The following is a 19,886-nucleotide window of genomic DNA, read 5'->3' as shown; positions in this document are numbered from 1 at the left end:
GACGTCGACACCGTCGTCAAGGCGGCGGGCGAGCGCTACACAGCGCTGCCCCCCGTCGTTCGGTGCGTGACCTGCGGCCGCGACAGGCCCCGCTGCCGACGCCGGCGGCCCCGGCGCGCCAATGCTGTCTGACTGCGATCCGGTCGAGGGGGCCTGTCGTACGGTCGAGGTCGCAGACCGGTTCCCTCAGTGCCGCGCCACCCTGGCGCGACGTACGGGCGTCGACCCCGACCAGCGCGAGTTGATCGCCCCGCGGGGCTGCGGCGAGCGTGACCACCCGGCCCACATCACCGCTGTCTCGACAAACGCCGGCACCTCAACACTGCTGAACCTGGCCTGTGCCCTCGCGCAGCCGTCCGACACCGCCCGGCGCACCCACACCCACCCCGCCGGCACCACCGGCTCCCTAGACCCAAGCACCCCGCCCGCCTCCCCGAGGAGCTCCTCGCCGGCATCCACGGCTGCTGGCTCCCCCAAGCGAGTACGACGAATCGACGCGACGACGCCGAAGACCGGGACGACGATGAGGCCGACCAGCACAAGAACCAACAGCCGCGAACGCGGCCGAGCCCGGCCTGCAGCTCATCTCCCCTTGTCCCTGGCCAAGGGAGACCCGCAGGTCAATAACCATTCTCCGGGCGTAGTCGTCACACGGTGATCACCCCCAGAGGAGCAGAATGGGAGGCAGAACCCGCGCGCTCGACCTTCCTAGGCGATCGCCATGTGCTGCTCACCGGACCCGGGCAAAGACCGAGGACGCCTCTACCGGCGCTGCGGCTGCCGCGACGACCACCGTCGACAGCTCGGCACCAAGTGCCCCCGCCTCACCGCCGACCCCGCCACGGCACCTGGGCGTTCGCCGTCGACACCCCGCCCATCGACGGCCGCCCCCGGACCGTCCGCCGCGCCGGCTTCACCGACGAACTGCGCGCCCGCATCGCGCCGCGGCGCTTCAACGAGGACCTGGCCCTGTGCGTCGTCACCGACCCCCGGCAGCGCACCGCCGAGTACCTGCGGGACTGGCTGGACGAGAAGGAGCTGCGCCTCAAGCCCACCACCATGGCCCGCTACCGCGCCTACGTCGAACAGGACCTCATCCCCGCCCTCGGCACCATCCGCCTGATCGACCTCACCCGCCAGCACCTGAGCGCCCACGTCACCACCCAACTACGTAAGGGCCGCGGCAGGCCGGGCTGTTGGACGAGCCCGAGGCAACCCCACGACACCGATCCGGCCCGCTGGCAGCGCCTCACCACCGCAGTCAACGAATACATCAAGGCCCGAATCCAGGAACGCCTCGCTGCTCTCCCCTCTCGCAAGCCCCCCGCACCCCCGACCGGCGATCAGCAGCGCCCGCCTCGCAGCGTCCACCGCGACACCCATACCCATGCCCATCGCCTGCCGGGGCACCCTCACGGCCGCCGGCCCACCTGATCCGCGCTTGCCGCCCGGGCCGGCCGTCGGATACTGCACGACTTGATCCCGGGCCGGAAGGCCACTCCTCGCCCGGTCGCGGGAACCCGTGGCGGCGGTTTCAGTTCCGCGCGCGGCGTAGCAGTCCACTCCCTGAGCCTGCGCGGCCCGCCCCCCAAACCGGCCACACCTTTGCGGTTCACAGCCTCAGCGTCGGTGCCGCGCCAGGTGGGCGGCGATCAGGTCGCGGTACCACGCGTACGACGCCTTCGGCGTACGCCGCTGCGTCTCGAAGTCGACGTGCACGAGCCCGAACCGCTGGTGGAACCCCTCGGCCCACTCGTAGTTGTCGAGGAGCGACCAGGTGTAGTAGCCGCGGACGTCGACGCCTTCGGCGACGGCGGCGGCCACGGCGTCGAGGTGGCCCGCCAGGTAGTCGATGCGCGGCTGGTCCTGGACGGTGCCGTCGGCGGCAGGTTCGTCGGCGACCGAGCAGCCGTTCTCGGTGATGGTGATGGGCGGGAGGGCGGTGCCGTAGCGGCCGCGGAGGCCGCCCAGGAGTTCCCGCAGGCCGTCGGGGACGACGGGCCAGTCGAAGGCGGTGCGGGGGACGCCCTCGATCGGGGCTTCGGCGAAGGGGAGGCCGGGTTCGGTGGGGGCGGCGATGCGGGTGGGGTTGTAGTAGTTGACGCCGAGGCCGTCGAGCGGGGTGGCAGCGATGAGCTTGAGGTCGCCGTCCTGGACGCTGCCGCCGAGGTCCTCGCCGACGCCGAACGCCGACAGGTCGGGGTAGCACCCGAGCAGCAGCGGGTCGGTGAACAGGCGGTTGTGCAGGGCGTCGTAGGCGGTGGCGGCCGCGGTGTCGGTGGGGTCGTCGGTGGCCGCGCGGACCGGGGTGAGGTTGTTCGCGATCATCACCTCCAGGCCGCGTTCGCGCAGCGCCGCGGCCGCCAACCCATGTCCCAGCAGTTGGTGGTGCGCGGCGGGCAGCGCATCGAGCATCAGCGCCCGCCCGGGGGCGTGGATGCCGAGGGCGTAGCCGTACACCATGTGCACGAAGGGCTCGTTGAGGGTGATCCACGCGGGGACACGGTCACCGAGCCGGTCCGCGACGAGGCCGGCGTACTCGGCGAAGCGGTACGCGGTGTCACGGTTCAGCCAGCCGCCGCCGTCCTCCAGCGCCTGCGGGAGGTCCCAGTGGAAGAGGGTGGGCAGCGGGGTGATCCCGGCGGCGAGCAGCGTGTCCACCAGGCGGTCGTAGAAGGCGAGTCCGGCGGGATTCACCGCGCCCGCGCCGGTGGGCTGGATGCGGGGCCAGGCGATGGAGAACCGGTAGCCGTCCAGCCCGAGGCCCTGCATCAGCGCGACGTCCTCGGGATACCGGTGATAGTGGTCGCAGGCCACCGCCCCGGTGTGGCCGTCCCGGACGGCGCCGGGGCGGGCGGCAAAGACGTCCCAGACGGACGGGCCGCGCCCGTCCTCGTCCACCGCCCCCTCGATCTGGTACGCGGCGGTGGAGACTCCCCAGCGGAAACCCGCCGGGAGATCGAGTCGGTTCGTCACGGCCTGACTCCCTGCTCACAGTGGCGATCGATGGCAGTGCACTAACATGAGGAGTGCTCATATTAGTGCACTGCCACCGCCTGCGGAACACCAGTGGTCACGGGTGACAGCGGGCACACCCCGGCCAGGTACGAGGCACGCCATCCCGCGCCGTCAGAACACCCGGTCCAGGAACGCCTCCAGGTCGAGTTCGCCCTCCCGGGTGAGCATCGTGCAGAATCCGACGTTCTCGCTGGAGGGCGACGTCGCCGCCACCCACCACGTGCTCGACGGCCTGGACGGGCCGGCCGTACTGGTCGGCCACTCGTACGGCGGCGCCGTGATCACCGAGGCCGGCAACCACCCGAAGGTCGCCCGCCTGGTGTACATCGCCGCCTTCGCCCCCAACAAGGGCGAGTCGGTGAACACCCTGATCGCCGACCCGCCGCCCGGCGCCCCGGTGCCGCCGATCCTGCCGCCGCGGGACGGCTTCCTCTTCCTGGACCGGGAGAAGTTCGCAGCCTCGTTCGCCGCCGACGTGCCCGCCGAGCTGGCCGCCTTCATGGCGGACGCCCAGGTGCCCTGGGGTGTCGACGCCCTCGGCGGCGCGGTGTCCCAGCCCGCCTGGCGCAGCAAGCCGTCGTGGTACCTGGTGGCCGCCGACGACCGGATGATCCCGCCTCCCGCCCAGCGGGCCATGGCCGAGCGGACCGGCGCCCGGACCACCGAGGTGCCCGGCAGCCACGCGGTCTACGTGTCCCGGCCGGACGCGGTGGCCGACGTCATCCGGCAGGCCGCGGAGGGCTGACCACACGCCGTCCCGGTCGCGCCGCGCGGTGCGGCCGGGACCGGCCCCGGCGGCCGGGTGTCAGCTCACCGCTGTCCGCAGCTGGCCGGTGCGTTTGACCGAGCTGAGGATCCGGGTGACCTCCACGCCGTGGATGCCGTCGATCGGTCCGACGGTGCCGGTCAGGAAGGTGTAGAGCCCGGCGAGGTCGGCCGCGGCCACGGCGACCAGCAGGTTGGCGGCCCCGGTCGTCGCGGCGGCGAACCGCTCCTGCGGGTGGCGGCTCAGCTCGTCGCCCACGTCCTCCGGGCTGCCCGGGCCGGTGGTGATCCACAGCAGCGCCTCGGCGTGGATGCCGAGCAGTCCCAGGTCCACCTCGCAGGCCAGCCGTACCACCTGGCCCGGGACGATCAGGTCCAGGCGCCGGCGCACGGTCGACGCCGAACTGCCCAGCGCGGCCGCGAGGTCGTCGAGGGTGGCCCGGGAGTCGGCGGTGAGCTGTTCGATCAGCGCCTCGTCGAGCGGGTGCGGGTCGGGGGCACGGCGGGGCTCGCCCGGCGGCGGCGCCAGGGCCTCGAGCTGGTCGGCGGTCAGCAGGCCGGCGCTCCACACGAAGCCCGCCGGGAACACCCTCATCATACGCGTCCCAGGACCGGACGCCCGTGGTGGCGGGCAGGTCCCGCAGCAGCAGCGAGGCCCTGGCCTGCGGCCCGTCCAGGAACAGCACGGCGCTGACCTCGTCGCCGCCGCCCAGGATGTCGACCCAGACGGTGTCGGGCCGCCGCGCCAGCGCCGCGGCGATCGCCGTGATGCGGCTGGGCCGGCACCGGATCCGCAGGGCCACCGGGGTCAGCCGGGGGAAGCGCAGCGGGTTGCGGACGGCCGTGGGCCTCAGTGTGCCGTCGTGCAGCAGCGGGGCCGCCCGCCGTACGACCGTGCGCTCGGAGAGCCCGAGGGTCCGCGCTACCGTCCGCCAGGACGCCCGCGGTGACGCCATCAGCACGGCGGCGATCCGCCGGTCCGTCCCGTCCAGCTCCTGTCGTCGGTGTCCCACATCCGTCAGGATTCCACGCCGTGCGGCGCACAATCCCCGGAAGCGGCTGGCTTCTCGTACCTTTCCGCCCTCCGACGGTAGACCGGGACCATCGCACCCGCGGCCAGGAAGGTGACACCGATGACCCAGATCCGACGACCCGTCGCGCACCCCGAGTCGGGCAGTGTCCGAGGCACCGCCGAGGACGGGATCGCCGCCTTCCGCGGCATCCCCTACGCGGCCTCCCCCGTGGGGCAGTTGCGTTTCGCCCCGCCCGAGCCGCACCCGGCCTGGCCGGGCGTGCGGGAGGCAGACCGGCCCGGTCCGTCCGTCCCGCAGGGCCCCTCGCGGCTCGAGGCGGTGATGGGCCGCCGCACGCCCGACTGGGACGAGGACGGCTGCCTCACCCTCAACGTGTGGACCCCCGCGCTCCCGGCCGGCGGGACCGGTCCGCGCGACCTGCCGGTCCTGGTCTGGTTCCACGGCGGCGGGTTCACCAGCGGCTCGGGCGGCTGGGACTGGTACGACGGCCGGCACCTGGCCGCCGCCGGCGGGATCGTCGTCGTCACCGCCAACTACCGCCTGGGGCCGCTCGGTTACCTCCACCTGCCGGACCTCGGCATCGAGAACCTCGGTGTGCAGGACCAGGCCGCCGTGCTGGCCTGGGTTCGGCGCAACATCGGCGCGTTCGGTGGTGACCCCGGCAGCCTCACCGTCGGCGGCCAGTCCGCCGGCGCCTTCTCCGCCCTTCACCTCGCGCTGTCCCCGGTCACCGGCCCGCGGATCAGCCGGGTCATCGCCCAGAGCGGCCCCTTCGGGCTCGCCCCGCAGGACCCCGCCGCCGCGAACGACCACGCCGGGCGCTTCCTCGGCCTGCTCGGGCTGGACGGCGTGCGCGACCCGCGGCCCGCGCTGCGCGCCGTACCCGCCGACCGGCTCCTCACCGCCTACCGGCAGCTGTCCCGGGAACTCGCCCGCCCGGGCGACGTCGCCCCGCCGATGTACCCCGTCCTCGGCGCCGCCGGGATCCCCGCGACCTGGCAGCGGGCGCTGGCGGACGGGCGGCTCGACGGCAAGGAGCTGCTGACCGGCACCACCCGCGACGAGATGACCGCTTTCTTCGCGTTCGACCCGCGTCTGCGGGACGCCACCGCGGACCGGGCCCGCTCGATCGCCGCCGCCATGGCCGACGACGGCGGCGAACGGTACGACCGCACCGCGGCCCGGCTCGGGGCGGCGGCGCCGGGAGACGTCCTGACCGAACTCGGCGGCGAACTCCTCTTCCACGACGGCACCTTCGCCATCGCCGACCACCATGCCGCGGCCGGGAACGCGGCGTACGTCTACCGCTTCGACGCCGCCCCGGCCGAGGATCCGGCCCACCTGGGAGCCGCGCACTGCGCCGAACTCCCCTTCCTCTTCGACACCTTCGCGGCCTACCCCGACAGCCCCATGCTCGGTGAACCCACCCCCGCCGCCCGGTCGCTCGGCCGCACCTTCTCCCGCGCCGTGGCCACCTTCGTCGCGACCGGCCGGCCCGCCGCCGACGGCTGGCGGCCGTACCAACCGGCCTCCCCCGCCTCCGTCCGCCACTTCGGCTGACCCGCCCCCGGCCGACCGGCCAGGTGGGGGTCACGGCCGGTCGAGCACGTCCAACGCGTCCCGCAGGAAGGCCCGCGAGGTGACACCCAGCCTCGGGAAGACCTGGTGGAGATGGGTGGAGACGGTCCGCGGCGAGACGAACAGCCGGTCCGCGATCTGCCGGTTGGTCAGCCCGGCCGCGGCCAGGCTCGCGATCTCCCGCCGCTGCGGAGTGGGCGACCCGCATGCCGGCACCGGGCTCCCCCAGGCGCACCAGGGATCCCCCAGCGGCCCGGCATGCACTGGCTGCTCCACCAGCGCCTGTTCCGGTACGCGAAGGGGATCGACGGGGGCGCGATCCGATGGAACCTGGCCTGGCTGCTCATGATCGTCATCACCCCCTTCGCCACCAAGCTGCTGACCGTCGAGGCCGACGCGTTCCAGGTCCAGTTCACCGTCTAAGCCGCCGGCCAGGCCCTGGCCGGCATCTGCCTCCGGCAGGCCTTCGCCGCGGTCCGGCGCGCCGGCCTGCTGCGTGACCACACCCCGCCCGCGGCCATCGCCGACACCCTGGCCTGGGTCACCGCCGTCACCGTCACTTTCTCGGTCTCGGTACCTCTCGCGCCGGTCACCCACTCGGCCTCGCTGTGCTGGCTGCTGCTCCCGGCGGTCCGGTTCGCCCTGCACCGGGCGGGCCGGCCGGGGCGTGCGGCCAGGGCCTGACCACCGCTGCACCGTCCACCGCTGCACCGTTCCACGCCGACCCCGCGGCACCGATCGGCACCGGATGGCGCCCGGTGACACCACCTGGCGCCATTTGGCTCCCCATGGCGCCAGGTGGTGCCACTTGCCATCACCGAACACCCCGTGGCACACCCGAGCGCCACCCATCCCACCGCCCCACCCACCACTCCTCCGCAGGTCAGAGCCGTCGCCACCAGCCCAACCCCAGGATGTGCCACCACATCGCTTGCGCATGGCGCCATTGTGGTGCCATGATGGCGTCATGGACCTCAGCCCGTATGTCGACACCCTCCGCCGCGAACTCGCGGTGGCCGCCGAAGCCGGCGGGGACGACGCCCGCGCCCTGGCCGAGCGGCTCCTCGCTCCGCTGGAGTCGGCGACCCGTCTGACCATGCTCAACGTGCTCTCCGCCGCGATGGACGAGATCACCCGCGAACTCGCCCCCGGCTCGGTCGACGTACGGCTACGGGGGCTCGACCCCGACTTCGTGGTGACACCGCCGCCCTCTTACGGCGGCGCCACGGACGCCGGACCCGTGTCCGCCGAGCCGCTCAGGGCGCCCCTGCCCGCCGACGGTGAGGAGGGCGGCACCGCACGGGTCAACCTGCGCCTGCCGGCCCACCTCAAGGCGCGCGCCGAGGAGGCGGCGGGCCGCGAGGGACTGTCGGTCAACGCCTGGCTGGTACGCGCCGTGTCGACCGCGGTCGACGGCGGCCCGCAGCCGGCCGCGACGGCGAAGACCCGGACCGTCGGCCAGAGCATCACGGGCTGGGTCCGCTAGCCCCACCGCCCGACCCGCGCCACCGCACCCGCACCCGCACCCGCACCCGCACCACCTCACCTCCCACCACGTCCCACCAGCAGGGACGTCACCAAGACCCATGAGGACGGGACAGCCATGCCTTCTTTCGACACCCCCGAAGCGATCTCGGTCACCGCGCACGTGGAGGCCGGTTCCATCCAGTTCACCGCCGGCGACCGCCGCGACACCGTCGTCGAGGTGCGGCCGCGCGACCCGAAGAAGGACCTGGACGTGCGGACGGCCGACCAGACCGAGGCCGCCTGCACGAACGGTGTCCTGACCGTCCGGACGCCCAAGCCCAATCCGTACCTGCTCGGCCTCGGCCGCACCGGCACCGTCGACATCACGGTCGAGCTGCCCGCGGGCTCGCAGATCGACCTGACCGGCGCCTGGACCCAGGTGTTCGGCGAGGGGCGGCTCGGCGAGGTCCGGGTGAAGACCTCGTCCGGCGACGTCCGCCTCGACACCACCGGGCCGCTGAAGCTGACCGCGTCGCACGGCTCGATCACGGTGGACCGGATCGAGGGCGCGGCCGAGATCACCACCAGTTCCGGCAGCCTGCGGGTCGGCCTGGTCGAGGGCCCGGCCGTGCTGAAGAACTCGCACGGCACGACGACCGTCGGCACCGCGGCCGACACCCTCCGGGTGAGCGGGGCCAACGGCGACATCGACATCGCGCGCGCCGCCGACTCGGTCACCGCCACCACCGCCCACGGCACCCTGCGCGTCGGCGAAGTGACCCGCGGCAGCGTCCAGTTGGAGACCTCCTACGGCGCGATCGAGGTCGGCATCCGGCAGGGCACCGCCGCCTGGCTCGAGGTCCACTCGGGTTCGGGCCAGGTGCGCAACTCGCTCACCACGTCCGGGACGCCCGAGGACACCGAGGACACCGTCGAGGTCCGCGCCCGCACCCGGCACGGCAACATCGACATCCTGCGCGCCAAGGCCTGACCGGCAGCCCCACCCGCAGCCCCAGCCACCCGCGGCCCCACCCGCAGCCCAGCCCCGCTCTCTCGCCCCACCCCCCTCACCCCGCCAGCCACCTCAGCCCTCGAACGGAGAGGCACATGCCCACTTCTGTCATGCCCACGTCCAGCAGGAGCGCCGGCCCGCAGTCGCCCGCCGCCGTCTCCGCGGTCGGTCTGCGCAAGTCCTACGGCGACAAGACCGTGCTCGACGGAGTCGACCTGTCCATCCCGGCCGGGACCGTGTTCGCCCTGCTCGGGCCGAACGGCGCCGGCAAGACCACCGCCGTCAAGATCCTCTCCACCCTGATCGGCGCCGACGGCGGGCAGGCCCGGGTCGCGGGCCACGACATCGCCGCCGATCCGCAGTCGGTCCGCGCCGCGATCGGCGTCACCGGTCAGTTCTCCGCCGTCGACGGCCTGATCACCGGCGAGGAGAACATGCTCCTGATGGCGGACCTGCACCACCTCCCGCGCGGCGAGGGCCGCCGGGTCGCCGCCGCCCTGCTGGAGCAGTTCGACCTGACGGCCGCGGCGAAGAAGCCCGCCTCCACCTACTCGGGCGGCATGAAGCGCCGCCTGGACATCGCCATGACCCTGGTCGGCAGCCCGCGGATCATCTTCCTCGACGAACCCACCACCGGCCTCGACCCGCGCTCCCGCCACACCATGTGGCAGATCATCCGCGGTCTCGTCGCCGACGGCGCGACCGTCCTGCTCACCACCCAGTACCTGGAGGAGGCCGACCAGCTCGCCGACCGCGTCGCCGTCCTCCACAACGGGAGGATCGCCGCCGAAGGCACCCCGGACGAGCTCAAGCGGCTGGTCCCCGGCGGGCACGTCCGTCTGCGCTTCACCGACCCGGCCGCCTACCGCACCGCCGCCGCCGCGCTGCCCGACGCCACCCGTGACGACGAGGCGCTGGCCCTGCAGCTGCCCAGCGACGGCAGCCAGCGCCAACTGCGCACCGTGCTCGACCGGCTGGACGGCGCCGCCGTCGAGGCCGACGAGCTGACCGTCCACACCCCCGACCTCGACGACGTGTTCTTCGCCCTCACCGGCACCACCGACATCCCCCACCAGTCCGAGGAGAACGCCCGATGAGCCAGCTCGCCCTCGCCGTCCGCGACTCGTCCACCATGCTGCGGCGCAACCTCCTGCACGCCCGGCGCTACCCGTCGCTCACCCTGAACCTGCTGCTCACCCCGATCATGCTGCTGCTGCTCTTCGTCTACATCTTCGGCGACACCATGAGCGCGGGCCTCGGCGGCGGGCCGGCGGACCGCTCCTCGTACATCGCCTACATCGTGCCGGGCCTGCTGCTGATGACCATCGGCAGCACCGTGGTCGGCACCGCGGTCTCCGTCTCCAACGACATGACCGAGGGCATCATCGCCCGCTTCCGCACCATGGCGATCCACCGCCCCTCGGTGCTCGTCGGGCACGTCGCCGGCAGCGTGCTGCAGTCGGTCGCGAGCGTGGTCCTGGTCGGCGCGGTCGCGGTGGCCATCGGCTTCCGCTCGGTGCACGCCACGGCCCTGGAGTGGCTGGCAGCGTTCGGCCTGCTGGCCCTGTTCGCCCTGGCGTTCACCTGGATCGCCGTCGGCATGGGGCTGATCAGCCCGAACGCCGAGGCGGCCAGCAACAACGCGCTGCCGATGATCCTGCTCCCCCTGCTGTCCAGCGCCTTCGTCCCGGTCCACTCGATGCCCGGCTGGTTCCAGCCGGTCGCCGAGTACCAGCCCTTCACCCCCGCCATCGAGACCCTGCGCGGTCTGCTGCTCGGCACCGGCATCGGGCACAACGGCTGGCTCGCCGTCGGCTGGTGCCTGGCCCTCACCGCCCTCGGCTACCGCTGGTCCACCTCCACCTTCAACCGCGACCCGAAGTAGCCGGGCCCGCACCCCGCGTCCCCCCGCCGGCCCCGGCGGGGGGACGCACGTCGTGGACACCCGCCCCCGTAACACTCATGACTGAGCGTCAGGCGGGATGGAGCTCGTCCTCCGGGGTGTCGAGGAGGCCGGTGCGGGTGGCGATGACGGCGGCCTGGAAGCGGCTCCCGGCGCCGAGGCGTTCGAGGATGTCGGCGACCCGGCGGCGGACGGTGCGCAGGGACATCCCCAGGCGGCGGGCGATCGTCTCGTCCTTGAGGCCGGCGGCGAGCAGCCTCAGCAGGGTGGCGTCGATGTCGCGGGCGGCCTGCCCGAGGGCCTCGGCGCCGAGCGCGGTGGGGTCGACGTAGACGCTGGCATGGGTCCAGGCCTGTTCGAAGATGCCGCGCAGGTAGGCGATGAGGTGCGGTTCCCGGACGGCCAGGGCACCCCAGCTGGTGGTGTCGGTGGGCAGGAACGCCACGGTGTCGTCGAAGACGATGAGACGGCCGAAGAGTTCGTGGGCGGTCCGGTACTCGCCGCCGAGGGCGGTGGCGGCGGCGACGTAGACCTGGGTGGGGCCGTGGAAGCGGACCGAGTGCTGCTGGAGCGTACGCATCCTGATGCCGCGTTCGAGCAGGGCGCGGTCGCGGGCCAGGGCCGGTTCGAGGTTGGCGGGGTTGCGGGAGACGTCGCCGGGCTGGCAGGCGATGACCTCGTGGCGGCAGCGGGCGGCCTCCTGTTCCAGCAGCTCGTGGACCGCCGCACTGTCGGGCAGCAGGGTCACGGCGTCCGCGTCGGCGCCGGGCGCGCCGGGGCGGGTGAGCAGGGTGGCGCGCTGGATGTCCTCGTGCAGGGCCGCCAGGCGCTGCTGGTGGGCGGCGGTCTCGGCGGCGATGCGGGCCTCGAACTCGGCGGCGAGGTCCGCCAGGGCGGTGTGCGGGGGCAGGGGGCCGCCCTCTTCCCGGCGCAGCACGCCATGATTGTCCGTCATGTCTGTTTCGCTCATTTCCTCCCCCTGTCTTGTTGGTGCCCTGACACTTTAATGACGGGCGTCGTGCCTGGTCGGTTGATCGTGCACGGGAAACAATCCAGACATCGGCAGCGAACGCGCCCTTTTCGTCAGCCTCGCCGTTCGCGCCCGCACCACGACTTTTGATCTGAGGGATCCTGCTTTGAACCGTCTCCTGAGCACCGCCGCCGGCGCCGTCACGACCCTGATCGCCCTGTCCGCCCTGGCGGCCCCCTCCGCCACCGCCGCCACCGCCGCGCCGGCGCCGCGTACCTCGGCGGACGTCCGGGAACAGCAGCCCGACCCCGCACAGCCGCACAGCGTCGGCAGCATCCTCAACACGTCCTGGGGCGACTGCTGGCGCGGGCCCGACTGCGGCGACCGCTCCCGCCAGTAGGGGCACACCGGACCCCGGCCGACCGACCGGCGCCGCCCATCCGTAGCCGTCGACCCGTAGCCGTCGACCTGCCTGTTGACGAGGCGTCGACCGCCCCGGCACGAGGATCCCCAGCCGTGCCGCGCCCCCGCCGTGCCGTGCCGCCCCCCGCCGGACCGCGTGCGTGAGCCCTCCGCCCGCCCGGGCGCGGCCGGCCCGCGCGGCCGGCCGGCCGGCCGTCGAACGGTCCGCCCCAGCCACCTGAACGCACCGCCCCGTCACCGCCCCCGTCACCGCCCCGCGCGGAGCCGCGCACCCGGGTGCGCCCGTTCGTCATGCCCCGATCCGAGGAGACCGCTTTGACTGCTCTGCCCCTGCGTGCACCCGCGTGGCTCCGCCCGGCCGGTGCGGCGCCCCGCGCACCGTGGGATCCGCCGCGGACCCCCGCCACCCGTCGGGAGGTGGCCCGGTGACCGCCGAGGTCGTCACGGCCGCCCCCGATGCCCGCCGCGGCGACGCCGACGGCGGGCCGGCCGCCCTCCGGCCGGTCGGGACGGTGACGGGACCGGCCTCGCCCGCCGACGTGTGCGACGCCGTCTCGCAGGCACTCGGGCCGCGCCTCGCCGAGGCGGCGTGGCGGACGGCCGACGGCCCGGACGGCCTGCCCCGCACCGTCGACCTCCGCCTCGGCGGGCACCGCGTCCGGCTGACCCTGGAGCCGGCCGCACCTGAACGCCACCGCACCCTGGACCCCGTGGTGCCGGAGCCCGCGCTGTGGCGGACCGCCATCTCGACGGACGCACCCGCGGACGCCGAACTGCCAGCAGCGGTACAGGAGATCCTCGCCGCGGTCCGCGAGCGGGCCGACCGTCTCACCGACGCGGAGAGCGCCGCGGTGTGGGCCGCGATGCCGTTGCTCCGTCACTTCGCGGGCCGGGGGCGGCGGATCGACGGCTGGGCGCTGGTCTTCCGCGACCACTACGTGGAGAACAGCGTCGGCTTCCTCCTCGCCGCCGAGCGGGCGGGCATCCCCCGCGAGTGGATCTACGCGCTGGCCAAGGGGGACCGTACGTCGGGCCGGCACCGGGTGCACGCCTGGTTCCGCGCCCGCGGCTACCGCAGCGCCGTCCTCGACAACTCCGTCATCGACGGCACCGCCCCCGGCCAGGAGGTAGCGGCCGCGCAGCGGGTCGCCGCCGACGTGGACCGCTTCATCGCCGCCGCGCACCGGGCCGGACGCCGGGTGCTGGTGATCGACGACGGCGGGCTGCTCGCCCGCGGTCCGGGCGCGGCCCGGCTGGTGAGCGAGCCCGTGGACGCCGTGGTCGAGCTCACGGTCAGCGGTCTCAAGCGGATCGGCGCCGGACCGCTGCCCGGCGTACCGGTGTTCAACGTCGCCCGTTCCCAGCTGAAGAGCCTGCTGTCGTACGAGGAGATCGCCGACTCCTGCCTGCGGCGGCTGCGCGAACTGGTGCCGGGACAGAAGTTCATCGGGCGGCGGGTCGTCGCCGTGGGGTTCGGCACGCTGGGATCCCGGCTGGCGCGCCGACTGCGCTCGCTGGGCTGCCGGGTCACCGTGGTGGACCAGGACACCCTGGCCCTCGTCCAGGCCGCCGAGCAGGGCTTCGAGACCGAACCGAGCCTCGCCGCCGCCCTCCGGCGCTGCACCCCCTTCCTGGTGACGGGCAGCACCGGCGAGGCGTTGCTCGGCCCGGAGGAACTGCCGCTGCTGCCCGACGGGGTGCTGCTGGCCGGTTTCGCGACCAAGGACTTCAGCCTGCTGAGCACCGGCGGCGCGGGAACCGTCGAGTCGGTGCTGACCGGTGTCGGGGTCCGCCACCGCCTGCCCGGCGGCGGCGTGGCGACGCTGCTCGGGGACGGCCGCTCGCTCAACCTCTTCGAGTACGAGGGCATCCCCAACTCCGGCTACGACGCGTACCGGGCCGGGACCCTGATCGCGGTCCGCGAGCTGTGCCACCGGGCCGACGCGCTGGCCCCGGGCGTGCACGTGCGCGAGGTCGACGAGGCGGTCCGGGCCGCGGGCCTGTACGAGGCGTACTACGACACGTACATCGCCGACACGCCCGCCGGCCGTACGGCCCCGGCCCCGGCCGCCGCGGGGGAGGCGCGCCCGTGAGCGGGGACGCACCCGTGCCGGGCGGGCGTGCCTGCGTCATCGGGTACGGCAGCGTCGGCCGGCTGCACACCGAGGTCCTCACCCGGCTGGGGCTGCAGGTCGGCGTGCTGGACCCGGATCCGGCCCGGCGCCCCGGCCCGGCGGCTTCGTGGTGGCGGAGCATCGAGCAGGTCCCCGACGTCCGCGGCATCGACGTCTGGGTGGTGTGCACCCCGACCCACACCCATCTGCCGGTGGTGGCCTCGGTGCTGGCCCGGGACGCCGCCGCGCGCATCGTGGTGGAGAAGCCCGCCTGCCGCGCCGCCGAGACCACGGCCTTCACCGACCTGCTCGCCACCCGGCCGGCGGCCCGCGTCGTCGTGATGAACCAGTACCGCGAGGCGGCCGTACTGTCCTCGCTGGCGCGGCTGGTCGCCCGCGAGGCCCCGGGCGAACCCGTCCGGGCGGTGCGCGTCGCGTTCACCAAGGACCGCCGGCCCGACGTCGCCCGGGGCCGCTTCGTCGACCGGGACCACGGCGTCTTCGGCTACGAGTGGCTCCACATGCTGGCGGCGCTCGGCCACTTCCTGCCCGCCCCCGCCTACGACGCCTACCTGCACGGTCCGGTGGACCCGGGTTCGCTGCTGGTGGCGCCCGACCCCGCCCTCCTGCTCGCCGCCGCGCACGAGCGCACCACGGTGGACGGGGTGACGGTGGAGCTGTTCTCCACCGTGGCGGGCGACGGCGCCGAGGCCGAACTCCCCCGGCCCGCCTGGACCCGCGGCTACCCCAAGGCGATCGGGGAGCGGCAGCGCCTGGTCAGGGTCGAGACGGCGTCCGCCCGCTTCACCGCCGAACTGGAACCGCTCGGCGGGCCCGCCCGCGGGCAGGTCCGCCGGGACGTGCACCGGATCACCGTCCGGACCTCGGGCGGGGACCGCCGGCTGGAGGTCGTCGACCCGCTCATCAGCAACGCCTGGACCGGCATGCTCGCCGCCCTGTCCGCCGCCACGTGCCCGCCGCCCGACCTGCGCACCCTGCACCGGATCGCCGCCCTGCTCGGCACCGTGTGGCCGCAGGCCGCCGGTCCGGCCCTGGTCGGCGCCGACCGGGCCGGGCCGCCGTCCCTCACGGGCCGCCCGCCCGGCCGGCCGGCCGAGTCCGTCCTCACGCCCCGACAGGAGTCCGCATGACCCAGGTGTGTTTCGTCGTCCCCCAGGACGAGTTCGAACGCCACTTCCTCCAGCAGCCGCTGGACGTGCTCAACGCCGCGGCGGTGCTGCAGCGCGACGGGGTGACGGTGAGCCTGTGGGACCGCCGCCTGCACCCGCTGCCCGCCGGCGGGGACACCCCCGACCTGGTGGTCGTGGTGACCGCCGTCGCCGACCGGGCCCAGTGCTACCCGCTGGACCTCGGCCCGGTGAAGGACGCGGTCACCGCCGTCCGCTCCCGGTGGCCCGGCGTGCCGGTGCTCGCCTGCGGACCGCACGCCACACACCTGCCGCAGGCCTGCCACCGCGAGCTGGGCGTCGACTTCGTCGCCCGCGGCGAGGCCGACTCGGCCGCCGTCCAGGCGGTGCGCGACGTACTGCACCGCCGCGCCCTCACCCCCGTCCTGCCCGCGGCCGGCAGCTACCCGGACCTCCCCGTCGACGAATGGCCGCTGCCGGCCTACGAGTTGACCGACCCGTCGGCCTACACGGCGGAGGTGGTGGTCGACGGGCGCACCCGCCGCGCGGCCTGCGGCCTGGTGATGGGCGTACGCGGCTGCAGCTACGGCTGCTCCTTCTGCCACCTGCCCTTCGGCGCCCGGATGCGGGACCGGCCGGTCGCGCAGACGCTGGCCGAGACCGCCGCCCTGCAGGCCCGCGGCACCGAGTCGGTGTTCTTCCTGGACTACGTCTTCGGACTGCACCGGACCTTCTACGACGAGCTGTGCGACGGCCTGACCGGCTCAGGACTGGAGTGGACCGGCCAGACCCGCGCCGAGGTGGTGCTGCGCACCGACGTCCGGCGCTGGGCGGACGCGGGCTGCCGGGGCATGTGGCTGGGCGCGGAGTCCCCCGGCGTCGCCGACACCGGCGTCGGCAAGCGGGTGCCGCCGCAGAAGGTGTCCGAGGCCATCGACAAGCTGGCGCAGGCCGGCATCAAGCCCTTCGCCTTCGTGCTGCTCGGCCTGCCCGACGACCCGGCCTGCGCCAACGGCGAGCTGGTGGACTGGGCGGCCTCGCTGCCCGCGGACTTCGGGCTGAACCAGCTCGTGCTGCGTCCGGGGACGGCGCTCTACGACCGGCTCGCCCCGCAGTACAACGACGGGCGCACCCCCGCCTCCTGGGCCGAGGTCGCCGAGGTCACCCGGCGCTACCGCCAGGCGTACCCGACGGACCTGGACGCCCAGTGGGACCGGCTCACCGCCCTGCCCAACTACCTGGGCAACGCCATGGCGGCGGTATGAGGCCCGCCGCGGCGGCAGGGGGTGCGGGCGCATGAGGGACGGCGAGGAGCACACCGGCATGTCGACCGTGCTGCGCGTCGGAGCCACCGTGCGCCGCACGCCCGGCCCGTGGACCCCCGCGGTCCACCGGCTGCTCGGCCACTTCGAACGCGTCGGCTTCGACGGCGCCCCCCGGGCCCTGGGATTCGACGCGGACGGCCGGGAGGTCCTCCAGTACGTCGAGGGCGAGGTACCGCAGGGCGCCCGGGTGGCGGAACTGCCGGACAGCGCGGTGTTCGAGGTGGGCCGGCTGCTGCGCCGGATGCACCGCGCCGCCGACGGCTTCTCCCCCGGGCCCGCCCGCTGGGCCCACCCGCCGGCGCCGGCGGGCGCGGCGACGGTCGTGTGCCACAACGACATCGCGCCGCGCAACACCGTCTTCGTGGCCGGCCGGCCGGTCGCCTTCGTCGACTGGGACGCCGCCGGGCCCGGCACCCCGGAGTGGGACCTGGCCCAGGCCGCCTGGCAGTTCGCGCCGCTGACCGACGACGCCGGCTGCGCGGCGCTCGGCTGGCCGGCCCCGCCGGACCGCGGCCGCCGCTTCCGGCTGCTGGCCGACGGGTACGGGCTGGGGCCGGACCGCCGCCCGGGTCTGGCCGCGCTCGCCTCGACCCGGATCCGCTTCACCCTGGACCTGATCCGGCGGCAGGCGGCGGCGGGCGAACCGGCCTTCGTCCGCCTGGTGGAGTCGGGCCTGGCCGACGGCGTCGACCGCGACGCCCGCTGGGCGCTGACCCACCGCGACGAACTCGCCGCAGCCCTGCTCGACGGTGCCCCGCTCGACGGTGCCCGGCCCGCCGCGTCCGCCCCCCGTCACCCCGCCCGCTAGGAGGCACAGGATGCTCAGATTCGGCATCATCGGCGCCGGAGTGATCGGCGGGGTCCACGCCCGGACCCTCGCCCGGCTGCCCGGACGCGCCACCCTGGTGGCCGTCGCGGGCCGCAGCCCGGACCGTGCCCGTGCCCTGGCGGCCGAGCACGGCTGCGACTGGCACGCCACGGCACGGGAACTGCTGGCCCGGCCCGATCTGGACGCGGTCTGCGTCTGCGTGCCCAGCGGCCTGCACGCCGGGATCGGCGAGGCCGCCCTGCGGGCGGGCAAGCACGTCCTGGTGGAGAAACCGCTGGAGGTGAGCCTGGCCGCGGCCGACCGGCTGATCGGGACGGCCCGGTCCACCGGGCGCACCCTGGGCGTCGTCCTGCAGCACCGGTTCGACCCCGCCGCCCGGTACCTGTACGACGCGGTCCGGGCCGGGACGCTGGGCGCCCTCACCTCCGCGCACGCCGAGGTGCCGTGGTGGCGGTCGCAGGGCTACTACGACTCCGGTCGGTGGCGCGGCACGGCCCGCCTCGACGGCGGCGGCGCGGTCATGAACCAGGGCATCCACACCCTCGACCTGCTCGGCTGGGTGATGGGCGAGGCGGTCGAAGTCACCGCCCACACGGCGCTCCTGGCGCACCGCGGCCTCGACGTGGAGGACACCGCGGCGGCGGTGGTCCGGTTCGCCAACGGCGCGCTGGCCACCGTCCTGGCGACCACCGCGGCCTACCCGGGCCGCACCGCCCGGCTGGCGGTCCACGGCACCCGCGGTTCCGCCGTCCTCGACGACGACCGGATGGCCTACTTCCACGCCCGGACGGACGGCGAGAGCGCCGACCCCTACGGCGCGTACGGAGCCGGCGACCGCAGCGCCGGTCTCCCGCTGCGGTACGACGACGAGCGCGACCCCACCGGGATGCCCGCCGCACCGCACCGCGACCAGCTGGCGGACTTCTGCGACGCCGTCGAGCACGGACGTCCCCCCGCGGTGGGCGGGCAGGAGGCCCGCCGCTCACTCGCCCTGACCCTCGCCCTGTACGAATCCGCGCGCACCGGACGGACCGTGCGTCCGGACGGGACCCGCGCACCATGAAGGAGACTTCGATGCCCGGACCGGACCTCGCCGACCTGCTCTACGGCGACTACTCCGCGGCGGATCCCCGGGAGGCCCTGCGGGCGCTGGCGACGGCCGTGGCCCTGCCGGACCCGCGCAGCGGCGCGCTGCTGGTGACCGGCCACGAGCTGGTCCGGGAGCTGCTGCTGCACCCGGGGCTGACCAGCGCACCGCCGGGTGACCCGCTGGCCGGTACCGGCCTGTCGGAGCAGCAGATCGCGCTGCACCGGCCGGTCCGGGACTTCTTCGGCCGGTGGCCCGTGTTCAGCTCCGGGCCCTACCACCAGGAGGTCCGCGCCCGGATCCGTCCGGCCCTCGACCGGCGGAGCACCGCCGCCCTGGTCGCACAGCTGGAGGGCGACTGCCGGGACCTGCTCACCGGCCTGCGGGACGCGGGCGGGGAGTGCGACTGGATCGACGGGTTCTGCCGGCCCTACTCGCTGTCCGTGCTGGCCCGGCTGTTCGGCACCGGCCAGGACCGGATGGGCGACCTCGCGCGGGCGACGGACGGGCTGATGGCCTATCTGGCCAAGCCCAGGTCGTACACCGATGACGGCCTGGCGCGCGCGGCGGCCGCCTCGCTGGACCGTGCCCGGGCCGAGGTACGGGAGCACATCCTGGACCGGGCCGAGGGCGAACTCGCCCTGATCCTACGGGACATGGCCGACGATCCCCGGCTGGGGCCCGATGTCGCGGTCGCGGTGACCGCGCAGATCGTCACCGGCACCATCGAGCCGCTCGCCGCCGTCCTGACCGAGGCGGTCGTGCGGGGCGGTGAGCAGTTCGCGGCCGCCGGCCCGGCGGACGGATCCGCCGCCACGCAGGGGGAGTTCACCGACGAGGTGCTGCGGATCAGCTGTCCGTTCCGGTTCGCCCCCAGGTACGCCGTGCGGGAGATGGAGATCGCCGGCCACCGGGTCGCCGCCGGGCAGCGGGTGATGCTGATCCTCGCGTCGGCGAGCCTGGACGCCACCGTCTTCCCGGACCCGCTCGCCTGGCGCCCGGGTGCCCGTGAGGCCCGTCCGCTGGCCTTCGGCGCCGGCTCCCACTACTGCGTCGGCGCCCCTCTGGCGCGCGGCGCGACGGACGCCCTGTGCCGGGTGCTCGCGGCGGACGGCGTCCGGGTGAGCCACGACCCCGCCACCTTCGAGCGGGCCCCGCACCTGGGCTCCGACCGCATCCTCGGGCTTCGCGTCCGCATCCACTAGGAGTCTGT

Annotated in this window: 17 protein-coding genes and 2 pseudogenes; 15 read left to right on the top strand and 4 right to left on the bottom strand. The window is 74.7% G+C overall.

Annotated elements, in window-relative coordinates:
- Positions 1-813 precede the first annotated feature (813 nt).
- Positions 814-1,434 carry an N-terminal phage integrase SAM-like domain-containing protein gene (locus tag AB0D08_RS21620; protein WP_359890729.1) on the top strand — a complete coding sequence of 207 codons (621 nt, stop codon included), beginning with the start codon at positions 814-816 and terminating at the stop codon, positions 1,432-1,434.
- A gap of 186 nt (positions 1,435-1,620) precedes the next feature.
- On the opposite strand, the gene AB0D08_RS21615 is transcribed toward AB0D08_RS21620, so the two are convergent.
- Positions 1,621-2,976 carry a GH1 family beta-glucosidase gene (locus tag AB0D08_RS21615; RefSeq protein WP_033824913.1) on the bottom strand — a complete coding sequence of 452 codons (1,356 nt, stop codon included), beginning with the start codon at positions 2,974-2,976 and terminating at the stop codon, positions 1,621-1,623.
- Positions 2,977-3,178: 202 nt separating this feature from the next.
- Between AB0D08_RS21615 and AB0D08_RS21610 the strand changes: the two are divergent.
- Positions 3,179-3,763, top strand: a pseudogene (locus AB0D08_RS21610) (alpha/beta hydrolase); the annotation flags it as partial.
- A 60-nt stretch (positions 3,764-3,823) separates the two neighbouring features.
- On the opposite strand, the gene AB0D08_RS21605 reads toward AB0D08_RS21610, so the two are convergent.
- Positions 3,824-4,381, bottom strand: a complete 558-nt coding sequence (locus AB0D08_RS21605; protein WP_359890725.1) for an Lrp/AsnC family transcriptional regulator — start codon at positions 4,379-4,381, stop codon at positions 3,824-3,826.
- A 535-nt stretch (positions 4,382-4,916) separates the two neighbouring features.
- Between AB0D08_RS21605 and AB0D08_RS21600 the strand changes: the two genes are divergently transcribed.
- Positions 4,917-6,377, top strand: coding sequence for a carboxylesterase family protein (locus tag AB0D08_RS21600; RefSeq protein ID WP_033824910.1), 1,461 nt, complete (start codon positions 4,917-4,919; stop codon positions 6,375-6,377).
- Between the two features lie 30 nt (positions 6,378-6,407).
- On the opposite strand, the pseudogene AB0D08_RS21595 reads toward AB0D08_RS21600, so the two are convergent.
- Positions 6,408-6,590, bottom strand: a pseudogene (locus tag AB0D08_RS21595) (helix-turn-helix transcriptional regulator); the annotation flags it as partial.
- 63 nt (positions 6,591-6,653) lie between these two features.
- Between AB0D08_RS21595 and AB0D08_RS21590 the strand changes: the two are divergent.
- The 5 genes from AB0D08_RS21590 (at position 6,654) to AB0D08_RS21570 (ending at position 10,759) form a co-directional block, all read left to right on the top strand.
- Positions 6,654-6,818 (top strand): TMEM175 family protein, encoded by a 165-nt coding sequence (locus tag AB0D08_RS21590; RefSeq protein ID WP_359890722.1) that lies wholly within the window; start codon positions 6,654-6,656, stop codon positions 6,816-6,818.
- A 544-nt stretch (positions 6,819-7,362) separates the two neighbouring features.
- Positions 7,363-7,881, top strand: a complete 519-nt coding sequence (locus AB0D08_RS21585) for a histidine kinase (protein ID WP_033824908.1) — start codon at positions 7,363-7,365, stop codon at positions 7,879-7,881.
- Positions 7,882-7,998: 117 nt separating this feature from the next.
- A complete protein-coding gene (locus tag AB0D08_RS21580; RefSeq protein ID WP_033824907.1) occupies positions 7,999-8,853 on the top strand; it encodes a DUF4097 family beta strand repeat-containing protein in 855 nt (284 codons plus the stop codon).
- 131 nt (positions 8,854-8,984) lie between these two features.
- Positions 8,985-9,971 (top strand): daunorubicin resistance protein DrrA family ABC transporter ATP-binding protein, encoded by a 987-nt coding sequence (locus AB0D08_RS21575; RefSeq protein ID WP_033823735.1) that lies wholly within the window; start codon positions 8,985-8,987, stop codon positions 9,969-9,971.
- Positions 9,968-10,759: an ABC transporter permease gene (locus AB0D08_RS21570; RefSeq protein WP_033823736.1), complete on the top strand. Its 792-nt coding sequence runs from the start codon at positions 9,968-9,970 to the stop codon at positions 10,757-10,759. The genes AB0D08_RS21575 and AB0D08_RS21570 overlap by 4 nt, the downstream gene beginning before the upstream one ends.
- Positions 10,760-10,847: 88 nt before the next feature.
- Here the strand turns inward: AB0D08_RS21570 and AB0D08_RS21565 are convergent, their stop codons facing one another.
- A complete protein-coding gene (locus AB0D08_RS21565; RefSeq protein WP_359890718.1) occupies positions 10,848-11,732 on the bottom strand; it encodes a helix-turn-helix transcriptional regulator in 885 nt (294 codons plus the stop codon).
- A 181-nt stretch (positions 11,733-11,913) separates the two neighbouring features.
- Between AB0D08_RS21565 and AB0D08_RS21560 the strand changes: the two genes are divergently transcribed.
- From AB0D08_RS21560 to AB0D08_RS21530, 7 genes are all read left to right on the top strand, one after another.
- Positions 11,914-12,147 (top strand): hypothetical protein, encoded by a 234-nt coding sequence (locus AB0D08_RS21560; RefSeq protein WP_033823737.1) that lies wholly within the window; start codon positions 11,914-11,916, stop codon positions 12,145-12,147.
- Positions 12,148-12,595: 448 nt separating this feature from the next.
- Positions 12,596-14,263, top strand: a complete 1,668-nt coding sequence (locus AB0D08_RS21555) for an NAD(P)-dependent oxidoreductase (RefSeq protein WP_359890715.1) — start codon at positions 12,596-12,598, stop codon at positions 14,261-14,263.
- Positions 14,260-15,435, top strand: coding sequence for a Gfo/Idh/MocA family oxidoreductase (locus AB0D08_RS21550; RefSeq protein WP_359890713.1), 1,176 nt, complete (start codon positions 14,260-14,262; stop codon positions 15,433-15,435). Before AB0D08_RS21555 ends, AB0D08_RS21550 begins: the two co-directional genes overlap by 4 nt.
- Positions 15,432-16,697 (top strand): radical SAM protein, encoded by a 1,266-nt coding sequence (locus AB0D08_RS21545; RefSeq protein WP_359890711.1) that lies wholly within the window; start codon positions 15,432-15,434, stop codon positions 16,695-16,697. The genes AB0D08_RS21550 and AB0D08_RS21545 overlap by 4 nt, the downstream gene beginning before the upstream one ends.
- A gap of 31 nt (positions 16,698-16,728) precedes the next feature.
- A complete protein-coding gene (locus AB0D08_RS21540) occupies positions 16,729-17,565 on the top strand; it encodes a phosphotransferase (protein ID WP_359890709.1) in 837 nt (278 codons plus the stop codon).
- Between the two features lie 10 nt (positions 17,566-17,575).
- The gene (locus tag AB0D08_RS21535) at positions 17,576-18,649 is read left to right on the top strand and encodes a Gfo/Idh/MocA family oxidoreductase (RefSeq protein ID WP_359890706.1); all 1,074 of its coding nucleotides are present in this window, start codon (positions 17,576-17,578) and stop codon (positions 18,647-18,649) included.
- Positions 18,650-18,660: 11 nt separating this feature from the next.
- The gene (locus AB0D08_RS21530) at positions 18,661-19,878 is read left to right on the top strand and encodes a cytochrome P450 (protein WP_359890703.1); all 1,218 of its coding nucleotides are present in this window, start codon (positions 18,661-18,663) and stop codon (positions 19,876-19,878) included.
- Positions 19,879-19,886: the final 8 nt, after the last annotated feature.

Origin of the sequence: Kitasatospora sp. NPDC048540 (genome assembly GCF_040651175.1) — a bacterium.
In the GTDB taxonomy this organism is placed as follows: Bacteria; Actinomycetota; Actinomycetes; order Streptomycetales; family Streptomycetaceae; genus Kitasatospora.
This window is presented reverse-complemented; position numbering and strand designations above follow the sequence as displayed.